The organism is Streptomyces sp. NPDC086835, assembly GCF_044745705.1.
Taxonomy (GTDB): Bacteria; Actinomycetota; Actinomycetes; order Streptomycetales; family Streptomycetaceae; genus Streptomyces.
In genome coordinates this window covers 85,191-104,144 of sequence record NZ_JBIVAU010000012.1, presented here as the reverse complement: position 1 = coordinate 104,144, position 18,954 = coordinate 85,191, and the positions used below count along the sequence as shown (strand labels likewise).

The following is an 18,954-nucleotide window of genomic DNA, read 5'->3' as shown; positions in this document are numbered from 1 at the left end:
GTGCGGGGCCGGCGGACCAGCGGACCGGAGGGCCGACGGACCAGCGGGACGGGGCGGCGGGACGCCCGTGGACGGCACTGTCGGCGCCCTCCGCCACAATGGGAGACCGCAGCAGGAAAGGTCGGTGACGGCACATGGCCGTATGGGACGACGTGGTCGGCCAGGAGCGCGTCCAGGAGCAGCTCTCCGCCGCCGCTCGCGACGCCGACGCGCACGTCACCGCCCACGCCGCCGGGGAGCCGGTGCCGCCCGCGTCGAAGATGACACACGCCTGGCTGTTCACCGGACCCCCCGGTTCCGGGCGCGTCACCGCGGCGCGTGCCTTCGCGGCGGCCCTGCAGTGCACCAGCCCGGACCGGGCGCTGGGCGGCACGCCGGGGTGCGGCTTCTGCGACGGCTGCCACACAGCCTTGATCGGCACGCATGCGGATGTGAGCTGGATCGCCGCCACGGGCACGCAGATCCTCGTCGGCGACATGCGGGACACCGTCCGCAAGTCGTTCACCGCGCCGGCGAACGGCCGCTGGCAGGTGATCCTCGTCGAGGACGCCGAGCGGCTGAACGAGAGGTCGGCCAACGCCGTGCTGAAGGCCGTCGAGGAGCCGGCCCCGCGCACCGTGTGGCTGCTGTGCGCGCCCTCCGTCGAGGACGTGCTGCCCACCATCCGCTCGCGGTGCCGTCACCTGACCCTGCGCACGCCGCCGGTGGCCGCTGTCGCCGACGTGCTGATCAGACGGGACGGCGTCGAACCGGATCTCGCGGCGACGGCTGCCCGTGCCACGCAGGGGCACATCGGCCGCGCCCGTCGCCTGGCCACGGACGAACGGGCCCGGGCCCGCCGCAGCGCCGTTCTCAAGCTGCCCCTGCGCGTGGAGGACATCGGCGGTTGCCTGCGGGCCGCCCAGGAGCTGGTCGACGCGGCCGCCGACGACGCCAAGCAGGTCGCCGAGGACACCGACGTCAAGGAGACCGAGGAGCTCAGGGCGGCGCTGGGCGCGTCGGAGGGCGGCCGGATGCCGCGCGGGACGGCCGGCCTGATGAAGGAGCTCGAGGACCTCCAGAAGCGCCGCAAGACCCGCACCCAGCGCGACAGCCTCGACCTGGCGCTGACGGACCTCACCGGCTTCTACCGGGACGTGCTCGCGTTGCAGATGGGTTCGCGGGTCGCCCTCGCCAACGACGATGTGCGCGACTCGCTCGACCGCATCGCCCGCGGTTCCACGCCCGAGAGCACGCTGCGCCGGATAGAGGCGATCGTCGCCTGCCGTGAGGCGCTGGAGCGCAACGTCGCGCCGCTGCTGGCGGTCGAGGCGATGACCGTCGCGCTGCGCGCGGGCTGAGGCGTCCGCCGACGGCGTCGGCACAGAGATCGTCGTCCGTTTGACCGGTTCACCCGTGCGAGCCGGGACGGGCAACGGCTGCCTGCTGCCATTACGCTCCGTGGGATGGACACCAGGCGCCTGCTCCGAACGTTCGCCCTTCCGCTGGCCACCGTCGGCCTGCTCGTCTCCGGCTGCACCACCGGTGGCCCGTCCGTGAGCGAGTCCGAGGCACCAGGGGCGGCCGGCAGGTCGGCGCCCTCCGCTGCCCTCGCGCCGTATTACGGGCAGAAGCTCGACTGGCGCGAATGCGGCGTGCCGAACTTCGAGTGCGCCACGATGAAGGCCCCGCTGGACTACGCGAAGCCCGAGGGCGAGGCGATCAAGCTCGCCGTCTCCCGCGTCAAGGCCACCGGGCCCGGCAAGCGGCTCGGCTCGCTGCTGGTGAACCCGGGCGGGCCCGGCGGCTCGGCCGTCGGCTACCTCCAGGCGTACGCGGGCATCGGCTACCCGGCCCCGGTCCGCGCCCGCTACGACATGGTGGCCGTCGACCCGCGCGGCGTCGCGCGCAGCGAGCCCGTCGAATGCCTTACGGGCCCCGAGATGGACAAGTACACCCAGGTCGACCAGACGCCCGACGACACCGCCGAGGCGGACAAGCTGGAGCAGGCGTACGAGAACTTCGCGGCGGGCTGCGAGAAGCGCTCGGGGAAGGTCCTGCCCCATGTCTCCACCACGGAGGCGGCCCGTGACATGGACGTCCTGCGTGCGGTGCTGGGCGACGAGAAGCTGAACTACGTCGGAGCGTCGTACGGCACCTTCCTCGGCGCGACCTACGCCGAGCTGTTCCCCGACCGGACCGGCCGGCTGGTCCTCGACGGGGCGATGGACCCGGCCCTGCCCGCCCGCGAACTGAACCGCGACCAGACGGCCGGCTTCGAGACGGCGTTCAAGGCGTTCGCCGCCGACTGCGTCAAGCAGGCGGAATGCCCCCTCGGTAAGAAGTCCGTCGCCGACGCGACCGCCCGTCTCAAGGACTTCTTCGCGAAGCTCGACGCGTCTCCCGTGCCCACCGGCGAGGACCGCGAGCTCGGCGAGTCCCTGGCGACCACCGGCGTGATCGCCGCGATGTACGACGACGGCGCGTGGCCCCAGCTGCGCTCCGCGCTCGCCGCGGCCCAGGACGGCGACGGCGCCCCGCTGCTGGCGATGGCCGACAGCTACTACGAGCGCGAGGCGGACGGGTCCTACGCGAACCTGATGTTCGCCAACGCGGCCGTGAACTGTCTCGACCTGCCGGCCGCCTTCAAGAGCCCCGACGCGGTCTTCGCCGCCGTCCCCGAGTTCGAGAAGGCATCCCCGGTGTTCGGCCGCGGCTTCGCCTGGGCTGCCCGGAACTGCGGCCACTGGCCCGTCCCCGCGACCGGCAAGGCCCACCCCATCGAGGCCAAGGGCGCGGCCCCGATCGTGGTCGTCGGCACCACCCGCGACCCGGCGACGCCGTACAAGTGGGCCCAGAGCCTCGCGGGCCAGCTGTCGTCCGGCCGGCTGCTGACGTACGACGGCGACGGACACACCGCGTACGGCCGGGGCAGCGACTGCATCGACACGGCGATCAACGCCTACCTCATCGAGGGCGAGGCCCCGCAGGACGGCAAGCGCTGCTGAGGCCCTCGTCAGGGGCGCGGGGGAGGTGGTTCGGGGCACCCCGAAGAACCCTGTAGACTTGGCGCCGCTGCTGATGAGAGCGTGTCCTCGGCGAGGACGTGTATCTCCCGGCAGCTTGCCGCCTTAGCTCAGTTGGCCAGAGCAACGCACTCGTAATGCGTAGGTCTCGGGTTCGAATCCCGAAGGCGGCTCCATCGGAACCCCAGGTCGGATAATCCCTGACTTGGGGTTTTCTGTTGCTCGGGACATGCCGCCCGAGACGGAGATCACGGAGGGGGACATCGTGGGACTGATGGCCTTGGACCTGCCCGCTCCGGCGCAGCTGCGTGGACGCTGGGCAGCGTTCGCGGCGGTCTGTGCCGCCCGGGGACCGAATGCCACGTGCCGTGCCGACGGCCGTGTCTGGCACTTCGACGACAGCGGGGGCAACTGGCTCGACCTGCATCATCTCGGCGAGGGCCGTGCGCTGCTGGTGGGCCACGACCACGAGTACTCGCAGACGTACTACGGCCCCGCTGCCGAGGAGTTCGGCGAGGACGAGACCGATCTGCTCGCCGGGGCGCCCGACTGGTGGCGGCCGGTGGTGCAGCAGACGTTGGACGCCGACGAATACGTGGGCTTCGTCTACGGCTTCGACGCCGACGGGTGGAAGCGCGCCGCGTACAGCGTCCCCGACGGGTTCCACAGCGTGGGCCTGCCCGCCCTGACCATGGAACGGACCCGCGAGAGCATCGTCTCGTTCACCCGTGACGCCCCGGGGCTCGGTGGTGCGACTGCTCGCCAGGACGCCATCGACGCACTGGTCGCCGCCGACGGCGACGTCACCGAGGCGCACGTGACCGCCGTCATCGGGAAGGGCGGCTGGGACCCTGCCGCGGGTGCGGCCGCGGCGAGGAAGTTCCTGGCCGTGTGACCAGGAGTGGTGAGCCTGCGTCGTCAGTGCCAGTTCTCGGCGTCGTACATGTACACGACCAAGGCGCGGCCTTCGGCACGCGAGGCGGTGCGGGCCAGCGTGAGGGCAGCGGTGTAGTCGTAGGCGTCCTCCGGGGCGCTCATCGCGGTCGGCGAGGTCAGGACCCGGTACCCGCAGACACCGCGCAGCCAGTTGTCCAGGTACAGCGTCTCGCCGGCCGGCGGGTCGACGGGGTCGACGCGAGGGTTGCGGTGCAGCACCGGCCATTCCCGCACGACGTCGCCGTGCCGGAGGACGGCCACCTTCTGCGCCTTCCGGAGGATCTTGTAGCCCATCGGGATCCATTCGTGCAGATCGGGGGCGTCGAACCTGGCCGGGTCGGTGAACGCGGACGTGGGCCGGTGGCCGCCGAAGAGCACGTACTGCGTCTCGCTGCGCATGCTGTCGAACGGGTCGATGCGCTCCGCCTCTGCGGGCGGGTACGGCCAGTAGTCCATGGAGCCGATCCTGTCAGGGCCCACTGACAGCGCCGCGGTGCAGAACCCGCACTGCTCTGCCCGCTCCGCGCGTGCGGCAGGGTCCCGGTCCGGCGCCGATGGTGGGTGCGGCGGGGTCAGCGCAGGTCGAGGCGCATCAGGATCCGGGGGTGGCCGGCCAGCACGGAGGTGGTGTCGGCGGCCTTGGTGAATCCGGCGCGCTCGAAGTTCTTGCGGATCCCGGCGTACGCCATCGTCAGGTCGACCTTCGCCCCGCCGTTGTCGAGGGGGTACGCCTCGATCGCCGGGGCGCCGTGGGCGCGGGCGAACTCGACGGCACCGGCGATGAGGGCGTGCGAGATCCCCTGCTTGCGGTGACCGGGGCGCACGCGGATGCACCACAGCGACCAGACCGGCAGGTCGTCGACGTGCGGGATCTTGCGATTGCGTGCGAAGGACGTGTCCGAGCGCGGCGCCACGGCGGCCCAGCCCACCGGTTCGTCACCGTCGTAGGCGAGCACGCCCGGAGGGGGACCGGTACGGCACAGCTCGGCGACGTACTCGCCGCGGGCAGGCCCCCGGAGCTCGTTGTTGAGCTTGGACGGGATCCGGTAGCTCAGGCACCAGCAGACGTTCGCGCCCGGTGACTTCGGGCCGAGCAGGGTCCGGACGTCCTCGAAGACCGAAGCCGGGCGAACTTCGATGGTCATGGCACCACGATGTCACTGCGGGCACGGCGACGCTGCTCGATCGCCGGCGGAAGGTTCCGCACCCGCCGGATTTCACCACAACCGCGAGGTGTCCTGTTGATGCCAGGCCCGTTGTGGTCCCAGGGCCCCTCTTTTTCCCGTGGTCGCCTGCCCGCATGATTTACCCGGGGAGGGAGCCCGCACGATGCGGAAACTCGATGAACGCCTGCTCGTGGAAGAGTTCCGGGCACTCGGGGTGCGGCGCGGCATGGTGGTCGTCGTCCATGCCTCGCTGTCCCGGCGGCGCGGCGGACGGCAACTCGCCGGTCGGGGCGCTCAGGTCTCAAGGACAAGGGGATCGCGCGCCGGCTCGGCATGGCGACCCGCACCTGCCGTCGCCACATATCCGCCATCATGGAGGAACTCGGCGCCACCAGCCGATTCCAGGCCGGACTTCTCCTCGCTCGGCAGGGCTTGGTCCCTGATACGGGCGTTGTGCCCGTGAATCCGGACACCGTCGAAGCGGCAGATTCCTGACGGTCGTTGTCCTCGATCGGACGGGCTGTTGTTCCGGTGTCCCTGTTCACCGGCTGATTTCCTGTTTGCTGTGCCACGAGTTCGGCGACAATCGGACCCCTTCGCGGCCGGCCTGATCCGGACGAGAACCCCTAACGCAGCGTCGCCGTGAAGCTGCGGCCGTAGGCGTGGTGCGTCGTGACGTCGAGGCGGGTGCCGCCCGGGACGTGGGTGGTGCGGACGCCGTCGTCCGCCGAGACGGGGCGCAGGGCGCGGCCGTGGAGGGTGACCGTGACCGTGCGGCGTTCTGTGGTCGGGTCGGACACCGCGATCGAGCAGGTGCCGTCGGCAAACCGGCGGAGGATCACCGACGCGGGGCCGTCGACGGAGAGTCGCTCGACGTGGTGGGTGCCCGGGGTGAAGGTGTTGACGGCCAGGATGCCCAGCCGGGTGTGCTTGACCGCCTGGGCGCGGACGGTGTTGGCGAGGACGGCCAGCGGCCCGCCGGCGTAGGAGGCCAACCGGCGCTCGGAGGCGTTCGGGACGATCGCGTGGGCCATGGCGGCGGGCGCGGCACCGGCGGGCCGGTCGTAGGAGACCGTGAAGACCTGCTTGGTCACGGCGGTGTCCGGGTTGGACAGACGGACGCGGCGCGGGCTGCGGGTGACCGTGTCGAGCGCGACGTTCGGCCGGGGTCCGGACAGGAAGACGTATCCGACCGCGGTCCGCTGCCCCGGATCGGCGTACCGCAGCCAGGCGAGCGGCGCGGTGCCGGTGCCCTGCCACGGCGTCCCGTCGTGGAGTTCTCCGGTGACGGTGACCGGGGCGGCGGGGGGAGCGATGCGGGTGTCGACGGTGGTGGTCACCGCGCGGCCCGCGTGGCCGGTGACACCGGCCGCGAGGACGACGATCTCGTCGTCGAGCATGAACCAGGATCTGGTGCCACGGGCGCCCTGGTAGGCGACGAAGTCGTCGGGCAGTTCGCCCGCCTCCTTCGCGGCGTACGCGACGTCGTCGGACAGGACGAGCGCGGTGGCGCCGTACGCGCCGAGGCGGGCGCCCCCGGAGTGCGGGTGGCTGCCGCGCGGGAAGTAGACGTACGTGTTCTGGGACTCGGAGGACGAGGTGAAACCGCGCTCGGGATTGTCGTACCAGAGCGTTCCGTACAGCTCCGGCACGGTGCGGCGGTCCTCCACGGGCGCGGTGACGCCCGCCAGGCGGTACGGGGAGACGGTGGTGAAGTAGTCGATGCCGAACGCCTGCCGCTGGTCCTGGCCGGAGAGATAGAGGTAGTGGGCCCCGTCGCCCTGGAACCAGGGCATCAGGTTCTCGCCGCTCATGTACTCGTACTTGCTGATGCGGTCCGAGCTGCGGGCCAGGGCGAAGGCGTAACCGGGGCGCCGGTGGACGGTTCTGTCCATGGCGTTGAACGCGGTGTGGGAGGCGGCGGGCCCCAGGTCCTTCGCCGGGACCGGGGAGTTCAGGATGTCGGCGTAGCGGGCGATGCTGACGGGGGAGACGAAGGAGGCCGGGTCCAGGTTCGCCCTGGAGGTCTGCCGGACGTACTTGACATAACCCTCGAGCGCATCGGTGTCGCCGCCGGTGCTGTACCCGGCGAGGTCGACGACGGCCTCCACGACGGCGGCGACGTCCGCGTAGCCCGTGCCGGTGCGTGACACGGCGCGGCCCTTGACGATTTCCATCATCCAGCCTTCGAAGATCACCGGGGCGAAGCCCTCCGCGACCCAGCCCTGGACGACGCCGACCAGGTTCTCGGAGGGCACGTAGGCCGTTCCGTCGAGGATCTTGACGCTCTGGACGATCCGAGTGAGCAGGCCCTTGCCGTAGGAGCCGGTGTAGGCGACGGAGGCGTGCTGGACGAAGGAGCCGTCCGCGTAGAAGCCGTCGGTCACGCCGTGCCGCAGGTCGTACGGGTCGATCCGCGCGAAGACTGTGAGCTGGTCGGCGACGGCCTTGCTGACGCGGGCGTCGTCTCCGAGCACCGCTCCCTGGAGGATCCGGTTGGTCGTGATGTCGGCGAGGTTGGCTCCGGTGTGGAAGCGCGAGTCGAGGTCGACGTCGCCGTCCTTGCCGTTGCGCAGGTACGCGTCCATGGAGGCGATGTAGGTCGCGGCGAGGTCCGGCCGGTACGCCGCGAGTTCGTCGCCGAGGAGGACGAGGGTCTTGGTCGCATGGGCGGGGATGCCGATCTCCCAGTTGAACCAGTTGCCGTAGTAGCCCTTCGACTGGTCGCCGTAGTACTCGTCGTGGAGACGGACCAGGCCGTCGGCGACCCTGCGCCTGACCGCCGTGTCGTCGAGCAGGCCAAAGGCGCCAGGGGTGCGGGTGGCCAGGGCGATCTCGTACAGGTACTGGAACGTCCTGCTCAGGTTGGGATCGCTGGTCCCGAGCGGAACCCCCGCGAAGAGCTCGCCCGGTCCGGCGTCGTCCATCGCGGCGAGCCGTGAGCGCGCCGCAGAGGTGATGACCGCGACTTTCGGGGCGACTTCGGGCCGGGCGTTGGCCTCCGCCGTGCCGGCGAAGACGGCCACCGTGTTGCGGAGCAGGGTCTCGTGATCGGCTGCCTGCCCGGAGGCGGAGGAGCGGACTCGGGGCGCGGCTCGGGCGCGCAGGGGCTGTGCCACGGCAAGCAGCGTTGCCGCCGGGATCACGGACAGCACGGAACGACGCGAGAACTCCACCTGAACGCTCCAAGGTTCGGCCGGAAAGCGCTTGCCAGACGACGAAACAACGCTGTCCCACCGCTGTCAACGGGCGGGACACAGGTACCGGGCCCCGTTGTCAGTGGGGTCGGCTAACGTCGGCCGAATGACGATCCCGGCCGACAACCACCATGTGATCCAGGTGCGCGGCGCGCGCGAGAACAACCTGGCCGACATTTCGCTCGACATCCCCAAGCGGCGCCTCACCGTCTTCACCGGTGTGTCCGGCTCGGGGAAGTCGTCCCTCGTCTTCGGGACGATCGCCGCCGAGTCCCAGCGGCTCATCAACGAGACGTACACCGCCTTCATCCAGTCGTTCATGCCGAGCCTCGGCCGGCCCGACGTGGACGCGCTGCACAACCTGAGCGCCGCGATCGTGGTCGACCAGGAGCGGATGGGAGCCAACTCACGCTCCACCGTGGGCACGGCGACCGACGCGTACACCATGCTGCGGATCGTCTTCTCCCGTCTCGGCACGCCGCACATCGGCACTTCCGGAGCCTTCAGCTTCAATCTTCCGGAAGGCATGTGCCCGCGCTGCGAAGGCGTCGGCCAGGTGTCGGACATCGACATCGACCAGCTGGTCGACCGTGACAAGTCGCTGAACGAGGGCGCGATCACCGTGCCGAACTTCGCGGTGGACTCGTGGTACTGGCAGATCATGGCCAACTCCGGCTTCTACGACCCGGACAAGAAGCTCAGGGACTTCACCGAGCGGGAGTGGGCGGACTTCCTCCACAAGCCGCAGGTCAAGGTGAAGGTCGGCAGCAACAACTTCACGTACGAGGGACTGCTGCTGAAGGTCCAGCGGACGATGCTGACCAAGGACCGCGACGCCATGCAGTCCCACATCCGGGCCTTCGTCGACCGGGCCGTGGTCTTCCGCGAATGCCCCGACTGCGGGGGCACGCGACTGACGGCCGCCGCCCTGTCCTCGAAGATCGACGGCGTGAACATCGCGGAGTGCTCCGCGATGCAGATCAGCGATCTCGCGAAGTTCGTGCGCCGGATCGACGACCCGGGTGTGGCCCCCCTGCTCGCCGGACTGCGGGACCTGCTCGACTCGCTGGTGGAGATCGGCCTCGGCTATCTCAGCCTGGACCGGCCCGCCGGCACGCTGTCCGGCGGTGAGGCGCAGCGCGTGAAGATGGTGCGGCACCTCGGTTCCAGCCTCACCGACGTGACCTACGTCTTCGACGAGCCGACCGTCGGTCTCCACCCGCACGACATCCGGCGGATGAACGACCTGCTGCTGCGGCTGCGCGACAAGGGGAACACGGTGCTCGTCGTCGAGCACAAGCCCGAGGTGATCGCGATCGCCGACCACGTCGTCGACCTCGGTCCCGGGGCCGGCACGGAAGGCGGACAGATCTGCTTCAGCGGCGATGTGCCCGGACTGCGTGCCTCCGGGACGCTGACCGGGCGGCATCTGGAGCACCGGGCCGGCCTGCGGGAGAAGGTGCGCGAGCCGCGCGGACAGCTGGCCATCAAGGGCGCCGACCTGCACAACCTGAGGGACGTGAGCGTCGACATACCGCTCGGCGTCCTGACCGTGGTCACCGGCGTCGCCGGGTCGGGCAAGAGCTCGCTGATCCACGGCAGCCTGCCCGCCCGTGAGGGAGTGGTGGTCGCCGACCAGTCGCCCATCCGCGGTTCGCGCCGCTCGAACCCGGCGACGTACACCGGTCTGCTGAACCCGATCCGTACGGCCTTCGCCAAGGCCAACGGCGTCAAGGCGGCCCTGTTCAGTGCCAATTCGGAGGGCGCCTGCCCCAAGTGCAACGGCCTCGGGCTGGTCTACACCGATCTCGCCATGATGGCCGGCGTGGCATCGGTGTGCGAGGAGTGCGAGGGCAAGAGGTTCACGCCCGAGGTGCTCACGTACACCCTGCGCGGCAAGAACATCAGCGAGGTGCTGGGGATGTCGGTGGCCGAGGCCCACGACTTCTTCACCTCGGGTCAGGCACACACCATCCTCGGGCGGCTGCGGGACGTCGGGCTCGGCTATCTCCGGCTCGGACAGCCGCTCAACACCCTCTCCGGCGGTGAGCGGCAGCGCATCAAGCTGGCCATCCACATGGCGGAGAAGGCGGCGACGTACGTCCTGGACGAGCCGACCACCGGTCTGCACATGGCCGACGTGGACCAGCTGCTGGCGCTGCTCGACCGGCTGGTGGACGCCGGCAACACCGTGATCGTCATCGAGCACCACCAGGCGGTGATGGCACACGCGGACTGGCTCATCGACCTCGGCCCCGGCGCCGGACACGACGGCGGCCGCATCGTCTTCGAGGGGACACCCAAGGACCTGGTCGCCCACGGGGACACCCTCACCGCGCATCACCTGCGGGAGTACGTCGGGGCCTGACCCGCCCAGGACGGGGTCCTGGAAAACGGTTGAAACATTACGGGGACGCTGCCGCGTCAATGAGGTGAAGGGGTCGCCGGCGCACGACGGGGGAGAGTGAGCAGGGGATGAGAGCGTCCCGCACGGAGGAGTACAGAGAGTTCGCGGCGAACCGCGCCGCGCACCTCTACCGCTCCGCCTGCCTCCTGACCAGCGGGGACACCCACCTCGCGGAGGATCTGGTGCAGGAGACGCTCGGCCGGATGTACGTGCTGTGGGGGCGCGTCTCCCGGATCGAGAATCCGGCGGGATACGCACAGACCGTTCTCGTCCGCTCGTTCCTCACTCACAGGCGCCGGCGCTCCGCTTCGGAACGCCCTGTCGGCGAACTGCCCGACTCCGCCCTGCTCTGCGGTGACGACCCCGAGCTGCGCCTCGCACTGCTCGGTGCGCTCGGCCGGCTCTCACCGAAGGACCGGGCGGTGGTGGTGCTGCGGTACTGGGAGGACCGCAGCATCGAGGAGACCGCCGACGCGATGAACGTCAGCTCCGCCGCGGTGCGCACCAGAGCGGTGCGGGCGCTCGCCAAGCTCCGTGAGCAGCTCGGCGGCAGCCTCGTCGAGTTCGCCGCCCGCTGAGGCGCGGCACTTACGACGGCGGGCTCCTCCTGCGGGCCGCCCCGCGGGCTCCACCACTTCATTTCATGCGTTGCGACCAGAGAGTGTGGTTCCCCATGCCTTTCGAGGACGAACTCGGTGATGCGATGCGCCGTACCGGCGACACCTTCCGGCCCTCCGACCGGCCGGGTCTGGTGGAAGGCGGCCTGACCCGCGGCCGCCGCCGGCTGGCCCGTCGTCGCGCCGCCGCCGTGACCGGCAGTGTCCTGGCACTCGCCGTGGTCGGCGTCGCCGGCGGCTACACGAGCGGCGCGCTCGGCTCCGGCGACGGCCGGGCGTCGGTCGCGGCACCGGCCACGCCCACCGCCGTCGCAGGGCAGGCCACGCCCGGCGCTCCGAGTTCGCCCGCGGGGGGCGGGGTCACCAAGGAGAAGATGATCGCGGCCTTCAAGGCCCTGCTGCCCGAGGGGAAGACCACCCGCGAGGACGGCCAGGGCATCACCGAGGACGCCAAGGGCCGAGGGACCGGCCCGTACGCCTCCGTCGTCTTCGACGACGGACGAGGAGCGGCGGCGATCAGCCTCGGCGTGAGCACCGTCGATCCGGCCGGACGGAGCGTGGAGCAGTCCGTCACCTGCCCGTCCAAGGCGCTGGTGCAGCACGACACCTGCACGGCCGAGACGCTCCCCGACGGTTCCCGCTACATGCTGTTCCAGGGCTACGAGTATCCCGACCGGCGCGTGGACACCCGGCTGTGGCGGGCCGTCCTGATCACACCTGGGGGCGTGCAGGTCGACGCCAGTGAATGGAACGCGCCGGCCGAGAAGGGTGCGCCGGTCAGCCGGCCGGCGCCGCCCCTGACGGGCCCGCAGCTGAAGACGCTCGTCACGGACGACGTGTGGCGGTCGATCGGCGCACAGCTGGGCGAGCCCCACAAGGAGACACCGCTGCCCGGCTCCACCGGCACCCCGGTGGACAAGGTCCTCACGTCGCTGCTGCCCAAGGGGCTGCAGGTCCTCGACAAGCAGGGCGAACCCGGTTACGGATTCGTCGTCGCCGACGACGGCAAGGGCGCCGGCTTCATCCAGGTCAACGCACAGAACGGCATGCAGGACCTCGCGACGGAGCTCTTCACCGGCGACGTCACGACCCTGCCGGACGGCACGAAGGTCATGGTGAAGAAGGAGAACGACCCCGACCAGAAGGGCGGCGCGGGCGCTGTCGGCTGGACGGTCGACACCCTGCGTCCCGACGGCTTCCGGGTCGTGATGATGGCCTTCAACGCGCCGGGGCAGGGCCAGGACGCCAGCCGCGCCGAGCCGGTCCTGACCATCGAGCAGATGAAGACCATCGTCCTCGACGAGAAGTGGCGCACGGCGGCCGGGTGAGCCGCAGCGGGGCCGGGCCGGCAGCCCGGGCCTCAACGGCGCCGAGCTGTGCGGCAGGGCTTCCACGGCGCCGACCCCCGGAGCCTGGCCTTCATGGCGCCGAGCCGGAAGCCTGGCCTTCATGGCGCCGACCCCCGCAGCCGTGCCCTTACGCGTCACTTCGCGTCGGAGTAGCGCTCCACCACCGCGATCGTGAACGGGAACCGCACCGGCGTCTCACCGAAAGCGATCCGCCCGGCCAGCTCACCGGCCGAGCGGATCGCCTCCGCCACGTCGCGGGCCTCGTCCGCCGGGCAGTGCACGATCACCTCGTCGTGCTGGAAGAACACCAGCTCCGCCCGCATCCCCCAGGTCGCCTGACGCAGCGCCGCCAGCATCAGCAGCGCCCAGTCGGCGGCGCTGCCCTGCACCACGAAGTTCCGGGTGAAACGGCCCCGTGCCCTGGCGTTGGTCGACGCGTAGCCAGGCGTGAACTCGCCGTCGGCGGGGGCGGTTTCGAGCGGCTCCTGGGGGATGCCCGCCTCGTCGTCGTCGCCCGCCCCGGCCGCCCGTGGACTGGTGCGCCCCAGCCACGTCCGTACCAGCCGGCCCTCCTCGCCCGCCTTCGCCGCGTCGTCCACATAGGCCACCGCCCTCGGGAACCTGCGCCGGAGCGCCGCCAGGTTCTTCAGGCCGTCGCCCGACGTCTGGCCGTAGATCGCGCCGAGCAGCGCGATCTTGGCGTGGTCGCGGTCACCGGAGAACGCCCGGTCGGACAGCGCCGTGTAGAGGTCGCCGTCGTGCCCGGCGACCTCCATCAGGCCGTGGTCCCGCGAGATCGCGGCGAGCACCCGCGGCTCCATCTGGTCGGCGTCGGCGACCACGAGACGCCAGCCGTCGTCCGCGACGACGGCCCGCCGGATCACCTTCGGTATCTGAAGTGCCCCGCCACCGTTGGTCGTCCAGCGGCCGGAGACGCTGCCCCCGGGCAGGTACCCGGGCCGGAAACGGCCGTCCCGTACCCAGTCCTGGAGCCAGCCCCAGCCGTGTGCCGTCCAGATGCGGTACAGCTTCTTGTACTCGATCAACGGCTTCACGGCCGGATGGTCGATCTCCTCCAGCTCCCAGCGCCGGGTCGAGCGCAGCTTGATCCCGGCCTGGGCGAACGCCCGCACCACATCCGCAGGCAGGTCCGGCCGCACGCGCCGGCCGAAGGCGGCCGACACCTCGTCCGCGAGCTCCGCCAGACGTCTCGGCTCGCCACCGCCCGCGTACCGCTCGCCGAGCAGCTCGTGCAGCACCGCCCGGTGCACATCGGCCCGCCACGGGAGTCCCGCGCGGTTCATCTCGGCGGCCACCAGCATGCCCGCGGACTCCGCGGCCGTGAGCAGCCGCATCCGGCCGGGGTGCTCCGCGGCCAGATGCCTTCGCTGCTGGTCGGCATAGACCTCGAGCAGCGCCTCCAGGGGCACGGCGACGGGCTGCGGCTCGAACAGTGAGGACTGGGAGCCGGGCTCCGCCGCGCGGGCGGGCGGATCGGGCGGCACGGGAGCGTTGCGCAGCCGCGCCCAGGCGGCGGCCGCCGAACGGGGTTCGCCGAGCCGTCCCTCGTGGCCGAGCAGCAGCAGCTCGGCGTCCTCGATGTCGTAGCACCTCTCGACCCGGACACCGGCGGCCAGCAGCCGCGGATAGATCCCGGCGGTGGACCGCCACACCCACCGGTCCGCCTCGGGGCGGGAGCGGACCGCCTCGACCAGATCGGGCTCCTCCACAACGGGCCCTGCGGGCAGGCCGTCGGGACGGAGGGGGACGAGCCTGGCCCCGTCCCCCTCCGCCGCTGCCAGAGCCCATCGTTCGCCCATGGGTTCGAGTGTGGCAGCCGGGTACGACAACCGCCGGTCGACGGGCCGGGCAGCGTCGCGGGAGGTGGGTGCGCTGCGGGGGCTCAGTCCGTGAGGGTGCGGACGACGCGGGCCGGGTTGCCCACGGCGAGCACCCCGGCCGGCAGGTCCTTGGTGACCACGGAACCCGCGCCGACGACGGTGTTCTCCCCGATGGTGACGCCGGGGCAGACGATCACGCCGCCGCCGAGCCATACGTTGTCGCCGATCACGATGGGGACCGCCTTCTCCCAGCCCGCCCGGCGTCGCTCCGTGTCCATCTCGTGGGTCGGGGTGAGGAGTTGCACGTTCGGTCCGATCTGCACGTCCGCGCCGACGGTGATGGGGGCCGCGTCGAGGAAGACCGCGTTGAAGTTGACGAACGTACGGTCCCCGATGCTGATGTAGTGCCCGTAGTCGCAGTGGAACGGCGGCCGGATACGTACGTCCTTGCCCAGCGAGCCGAGCAGTTCGCGCAGTATCGCGGTCCGATCGTCGGGCGAGGCGCCGCCGTTCCCGTTGTAGGCGGCGCAGAGTTCGCCGCGGCGCCGGGTGTCCGCGCCCAACTCCTCGTCGTCCGGGAGGTACCACTCGCCGGCCAGCATCCGGTCCTTGTTCTCGCCCATTGATCGAACCCTTCCTCGACACCCGCTCTCCGTAGGATCGATCCTGCTACGCCACCGAAAGCGGTGGCGGGTTCACGGACAGACAGGGTGGGGATCCTTCGGTGCGGACTGTGATGCGGGGGCGTGTGCGCGGTGCGGCTCTCGGGGCGGTGGCGGCGGTACTGGTGACGGGGGTGGCGAGCGGCTGCTCGTCGAAGGCCGACTCCGGCGAGAAGGCGGGCGGTCCGGGGAGCCGGCAGGACACCCAGCAGGACGCGAACAAGGAAGAGACGAAGAAGGGAGAGAGCAAGGAGCAGGACAAGGCGGCCGGCGGGCCGGCAGCGGCGGGCTCGGTAGGGGCCCCCGGCTCCGCCTGCCCCATGCCCGTCACCTTCTCGCTCGCCGCGGACTTCAAGCCCGAGCGCGTCGAGAGCGACAAGGACAGCGAGTTCGCCGCGGTCCTCGACCAGGGCCCGGTCACGCTCGTGTGCGAGATCGACGCGAAGCCCGCCGGACACATCGGCTTCATCCGGGTGTGGGTCGGTGCGGAGGCCGGAGGCGACACCCGCAAGGCGCTCCAGGCGTTCGTCGCCGACGGGGCGAAGGAGCGGACGGACGAGGTGTACAAGGACACCAAGGCGGGGAAGTTCGCCGCCACAGAGGTCACGTACATCAACAAGAACGAGTTCCTCGACGACCCGAAGAAGGAACGTGCCTTCGCCGTGACCACGCCGCAGGGCCTGGTGGTCGTGGACCTCGGCGGATTCGACTCGCAGGAACACGAGCAGATGCTCCCCGCGTACGAACTCGCGAAGCGGACGCTGCGTATTTCCTGACCGGGCGTGCGTCGTCCCGGGAAAGGACCGCGGGCGGGGGACGGGCTCGCGGCGCCCCGCCCCGGGAGCCCTACGACCCCGTCCCTCACCCGGCCCCCTCACCCGGCCCCCTCACCTGGTCCGCGGGCAGCTGACCAGCGCCGCGAGGACGGCGACCGCCGCGCATGCCCCGAGTGCCGCTCCGGCCGTCCCCCACGGCACCACGACGGTCACGGGCGCCGACAGCGCGGCCAGCGCCGTCCCCAGCCCGGCCAGGTTCACCGCGGTGATCGCGGCCCCCAGCACGGTTCCCACGGCGACGGAGAGCAGTGCCTCACCCGTGACCACCCGCAGCACCTGTGCCCGGGTCGCTCCCGCGAGGCGCAGCGAGGCGAGTTCCCCGGCGCGTGCCGAGGTGGCCATCAGCAGCGTTCCGGCGAGGGCGATCGCCGTGTAGACAAGGGCGATCCCGAGGACGACGAGCATTCCGAGACGGGTCTGCGAGCTGGTGCGGGGATGTGTCGCGGCGGCCCACTCGTCCACTTCGCGGACCGTTCCGCCGAAGGAGTGCCGCAGTTCGGCGGCGAGGGCGGCGAGTGCGGCCGGGGAGGCGCCGGAACCGGCCCGTACGTCGATCCTGTCGACCGGTGCGGTGGGCGCGTTGGCTGCTGTGACGAAAGCGCCGTCGCCACCGGTCCCGACCGCCAGGACAGCGGCGATGCGGAGCCTGGCCGGGCGGCCGTCGCCCAGCCACACGTCGATGGTCCGGCCCACCTCGTGCTGCATCCATTCCTCGGTGACGACGATGGAACGGTCGTCCAGGTCGCGCAGGTCGCCCGCCGTGACCGGCAGCCGCGCCAGCTGCGCGAACGCCGCCGGGTCGGTCACCGCACGCGCCTCGAACCCGACGAGTGCGGTGCCCTCCTCCCGTACGTACACGGCGGTGGACGCGGACGGCGAGAGGGTCGCGGTCCTCGTCGCCGCTGTGGCCGCGGGGCGTTCCGTCACCCGCAACCGTTCACCGGTCACGACGAGTTGGGCCGCTGTCCGTTCCCTGGCGTCCGCCGCCCGCGCCGCCGTCACCGACTCGGCGGTCCCGGTCATCGAACCGGCGAGTGCCACGGTGACGAGAACGGGCGCGGCGACGGCAACCGTGCGGCGCACGGACGCGGCGGTGTTCTCCCGTACGAGCATCCCGACCGCGCCGGGCAGGGGCAGCAGCCTCGCGGTGCGCCGCACGAGCAGCGGAGCCAGCAGTGCGACCGCGGTGATCAGGATCATCGGCCGGGTCAGGTACGTCTTGCGTTTCAGCAGGTCGGCCGGGTCCGTGGCGAGCCCCCAGGCCAGTAGCGCCGCGCCGGCCACCGCCAGGACGATGCCGGCCAGCAGCCTGCCGCGCGACAGCACGCCCGTGTCCACGTCCGCCTCGCGCAGCGCCTCCGCGGGGCCGATGCGCCCTGCCCGGCGCGAGGCCGCCCACACTCCGGTGAGGGCGACCAGCACCCCCGTCCAGAACGCCATGTGGAAGGGCCAGTTCACGTCGTCGCGGATCGCGAACCACTCGGGGGCCACCTGCCCTTCGACGAGGGTTCGGGCCAGCCGCGGGGCTCCCCACCCGCCGAGCGCGCAGCCCGCGGCGGAGGCGAGCACGCCGACGACCAGCGATTCGGTGAGCAGCAGCCGGCGGATCTGGCCGGGTGTCGCCCCCGCCGTCCGCAGCAGCCCGAACTCACGCCGCCGCAGGGCCACCGCGAAGGCGAACGTCGAGGCGACCACGAAGACGGAGACGAAGGCGGACACGCCGCCGGCCGTGCCGAGCAGCGAGTTCACCGAGACGAGAGCCTGGGCGTCGCGCTCGGTCCCGGGATCCGCCCGCCGCCGTTCGCCCCCGGTGAGGACCTGCGCCCTGTGGCCCACCACTTCCTCGACCTTGTCGGCGGGGGCGTCGACGCCGACCGCGTCAGGGCCGCCGTCGCGGGTCACCGGGCCGAGTGCGGCCAGCTCCCGCACCAGTTCTGTGTCCACAGGGTGTGGATGGACGAGCGGCTTCGACACCTCCTCGGTCCCCGGCCCCCGACGGACCTCCACGGTGAGCCTGTCCTGCCCCATGACGACCACCGGTGACGAGGCGAACCGCTCCGGCGGGTGCTTCGGTGGCTCGAAGGTGGAGGCCAGGCCGAGACCCATCGTCGCGATCAGTCCGACGCCCAGTGCCAGTGCGACGAAGCCGGCGACGAACGTCGCCCAGCGTGCCCGCAGTGCGGCACAGGCGACGGTCAGCACGGGACCGCCTCCAGCCCCGCGAGACGGGCCGCGACCTGCTCGGCCGTGGGCGACGTGAGCTCTCCGCCGACCCGCCCGTCGACCAGGAGGACGACCCGGTCGGCGAACGAAGCGGCCACCGGATCATGGGTGACCATCACGATCGTCTGCCCTTCGCGGTCCACCAGCCCGCGCAGGAGTCCGAGCACCTCCTTGCTGGTGACGGTGTCGAGCGCGCCGGTCGGTTCGTCCGCGAACAGCACGGCCGGCCGGGTGATCAGGGCGCGGGCGAGAGCGACCCGCTGCTGCTGCCCGCCCGACATCCGTCCCGGCCGATGCCCCGCTCTCCCCTCGAGACCCACCTCGGCGAGCGCCCCGCGCACGTCGCCGCGCGACGGCCGCCGCCCGGCCAGCCGCAGCGGCAGGGCGACGTTCTGGGCCGCGGTCAGCGACGGGATCAGGTTGTAGGCCTGGAAGACGAAGCCGATCCGGTCGCGCCGCAGCAGCGTCAGCCGCCGTTCGCTCAGCCCTTCGAGCCTGACACCGTCGATCTCCACGGTCCCCGAGGTCGGCCGGTCGAGCCCGGCGGCGCACTGGAGCAGGGTGGACTTGCCCGATCCGGAGGGCCCCATGACGGCGGTGAAGGACCCTCGCGGGAATTCCAGGTCGACTCCGTCGAGTGCGGTGACGTCACGGTGGACGCGGCGGAGGCCGGTGAGCCGTACGGCTGTTGTGGTCATGCCGCCAGGCTTCCGTC

The 18,954-nt window shown here is 71.6% G+C and carries 15 protein-coding genes and 1 tRNA gene; 9 read left to right on the top strand and 7 right to left on the bottom strand.

Features of this window, described 5'->3' with window-relative positions:
- Positions 1-134: 134 nt before the first annotated feature.
- The 4 genes from ACIPJI_RS31595 to ACIPJI_RS31580 all read left to right on the top strand — a co-directional run bounded on the left by ACIPJI_RS31595 (position 135) and on the right by ACIPJI_RS31580 (position 3,900).
- Entirely contained in the window at positions 135-1,340 is a 1,206-nt protein-coding gene (locus ACIPJI_RS31595) for a DNA polymerase III subunit delta' (RefSeq protein ID WP_402250205.1), read from the top strand.
- Positions 1,341-1,445: 105 nt separating this feature from the next.
- A complete protein-coding gene (locus ACIPJI_RS31590; RefSeq protein WP_402250203.1) occupies positions 1,446-2,987 on the top strand; it encodes an alpha/beta hydrolase in 1,542 nt (513 codons plus the stop codon).
- A gap of 117 nt (positions 2,988-3,104) precedes the next feature.
- Positions 3,105-3,181 (top strand) — tRNA-Thr (locus ACIPJI_RS31585).
- 53 nt (positions 3,182-3,234) lie between these two features.
- Positions 3,235-3,900, top strand: coding sequence for a proteophosphoglycan 5 (locus ACIPJI_RS31580; RefSeq protein WP_402250201.1), 666 nt, complete (start codon positions 3,235-3,237; stop codon positions 3,898-3,900).
- A 23-nt stretch (positions 3,901-3,923) separates the two neighbouring features.
- On the opposite strand, the gene ACIPJI_RS31575 is transcribed toward ACIPJI_RS31580, so the two are convergent.
- Together ACIPJI_RS31575 and ACIPJI_RS31570 are read right to left on the bottom strand one after the other, a co-directional pair.
- Positions 3,924-4,397: a hypothetical protein gene (locus tag ACIPJI_RS31575; protein WP_402250200.1), complete on the bottom strand. Its 474-nt coding sequence runs from the start codon at positions 4,395-4,397 to the stop codon at positions 3,924-3,926.
- Positions 4,398-4,513: 116 nt separating this feature from the next.
- Positions 4,514-5,086, bottom strand: coding sequence for a GNAT family N-acetyltransferase (locus tag ACIPJI_RS31570; RefSeq protein ID WP_402250198.1), 573 nt, complete (start codon positions 5,084-5,086; stop codon positions 4,514-4,516).
- 354 nt (positions 5,087-5,440) lie between these two features.
- On the opposite strand from ACIPJI_RS31570, the gene ACIPJI_RS31565 reads away from it, so the two are divergent.
- Positions 5,441-5,602 (top strand): hypothetical protein, encoded by a 162-nt coding sequence (locus ACIPJI_RS31565; protein ID WP_402250196.1) that lies wholly within the window; start codon positions 5,441-5,443, stop codon positions 5,600-5,602.
- Between the two features lie 131 nt (positions 5,603-5,733).
- Here the strand turns inward: ACIPJI_RS31565 and ACIPJI_RS31560 are convergent, their stop codons facing one another.
- The gene (locus ACIPJI_RS31560; RefSeq protein ID WP_402250194.1) at positions 5,734-8,283 is read right to left on the bottom strand and encodes a polysaccharide lyase family 8 super-sandwich domain-containing protein; all 2,550 of its coding nucleotides are present in this window, start codon (positions 8,281-8,283) and stop codon (positions 5,734-5,736) included.
- Between the two features lie 127 nt (positions 8,284-8,410).
- Here ACIPJI_RS31560 and ACIPJI_RS31555 point away from each other — a divergent pair, with 127 nt between their 5' ends.
- The 3 genes from ACIPJI_RS31555 to ACIPJI_RS31545 all read left to right on the top strand — a co-directional run bounded on the left by ACIPJI_RS31555 (position 8,411) and on the right by ACIPJI_RS31545 (position 12,656).
- Positions 8,411-10,672, top strand: a complete 2,262-nt coding sequence (locus ACIPJI_RS31555; protein ID WP_356620724.1) for an excinuclease ABC subunit UvrA — start codon at positions 8,411-8,413, stop codon at positions 10,670-10,672.
- A gap of 107 nt (positions 10,673-10,779) precedes the next feature.
- On the top strand, positions 10,780-11,289 hold the full coding sequence (locus ACIPJI_RS31550) for a SigE family RNA polymerase sigma factor (RefSeq protein ID WP_356620723.1): 510 nt from the start codon (positions 10,780-10,782) through the stop codon (positions 11,287-11,289).
- A 95-nt stretch (positions 11,290-11,384) separates the two neighbouring features.
- On the top strand, positions 11,385-12,656 hold the full coding sequence (locus ACIPJI_RS31545) for a hypothetical protein (protein ID WP_402250190.1): 1,272 nt from the start codon (positions 11,385-11,387) through the stop codon (positions 12,654-12,656).
- 155 nt (positions 12,657-12,811) lie between these two features.
- Here ACIPJI_RS31545 and ACIPJI_RS31540 read toward each other — a convergent pair whose 3' ends face one another.
- A complete protein-coding gene (locus ACIPJI_RS31540) occupies positions 12,812-14,497 on the bottom strand; it encodes a bifunctional 3'-5' exonuclease/DNA polymerase (RefSeq protein ID WP_356620721.1) in 1,686 nt (561 codons plus the stop codon).
- Positions 14,498-14,580: 83 nt separating this feature from the next.
- Positions 14,581-15,141: a sugar O-acetyltransferase gene (locus ACIPJI_RS31535; RefSeq protein ID WP_307707595.1), complete on the bottom strand. Its 561-nt coding sequence runs from the start codon at positions 15,139-15,141 to the stop codon at positions 14,581-14,583.
- A gap of 101 nt (positions 15,142-15,242) precedes the next feature.
- On the opposite strand from ACIPJI_RS31535, the gene ACIPJI_RS31530 reads away from it, so the two are divergent.
- Positions 15,243-15,956, top strand: coding sequence for a lipoprotein (locus tag ACIPJI_RS31530; protein ID WP_356620720.1), 714 nt, complete (start codon positions 15,243-15,245; stop codon positions 15,954-15,956).
- Positions 15,957-16,067: 111 nt separating this feature from the next.
- Here the strand turns inward: ACIPJI_RS31530 and ACIPJI_RS31525 are convergent, their stop codons facing one another.
- Entirely contained in the window at positions 16,068-18,218 is a 2,151-nt protein-coding gene (locus ACIPJI_RS31525) for an FtsX-like permease family protein (protein ID WP_402250187.1), read from the bottom strand.
- Positions 18,212-18,937 carry an ABC transporter ATP-binding protein gene (locus ACIPJI_RS31520; RefSeq protein ID WP_402250185.1) on the bottom strand — a complete coding sequence of 242 codons (726 nt, stop codon included), beginning with the start codon at positions 18,935-18,937 and terminating at the stop codon, positions 18,212-18,214. The genes ACIPJI_RS31525 and ACIPJI_RS31520 overlap by 7 nt, the downstream gene beginning before the upstream one ends.
- Between the last annotated feature and the right edge of the window lie 17 nt (positions 18,938-18,954).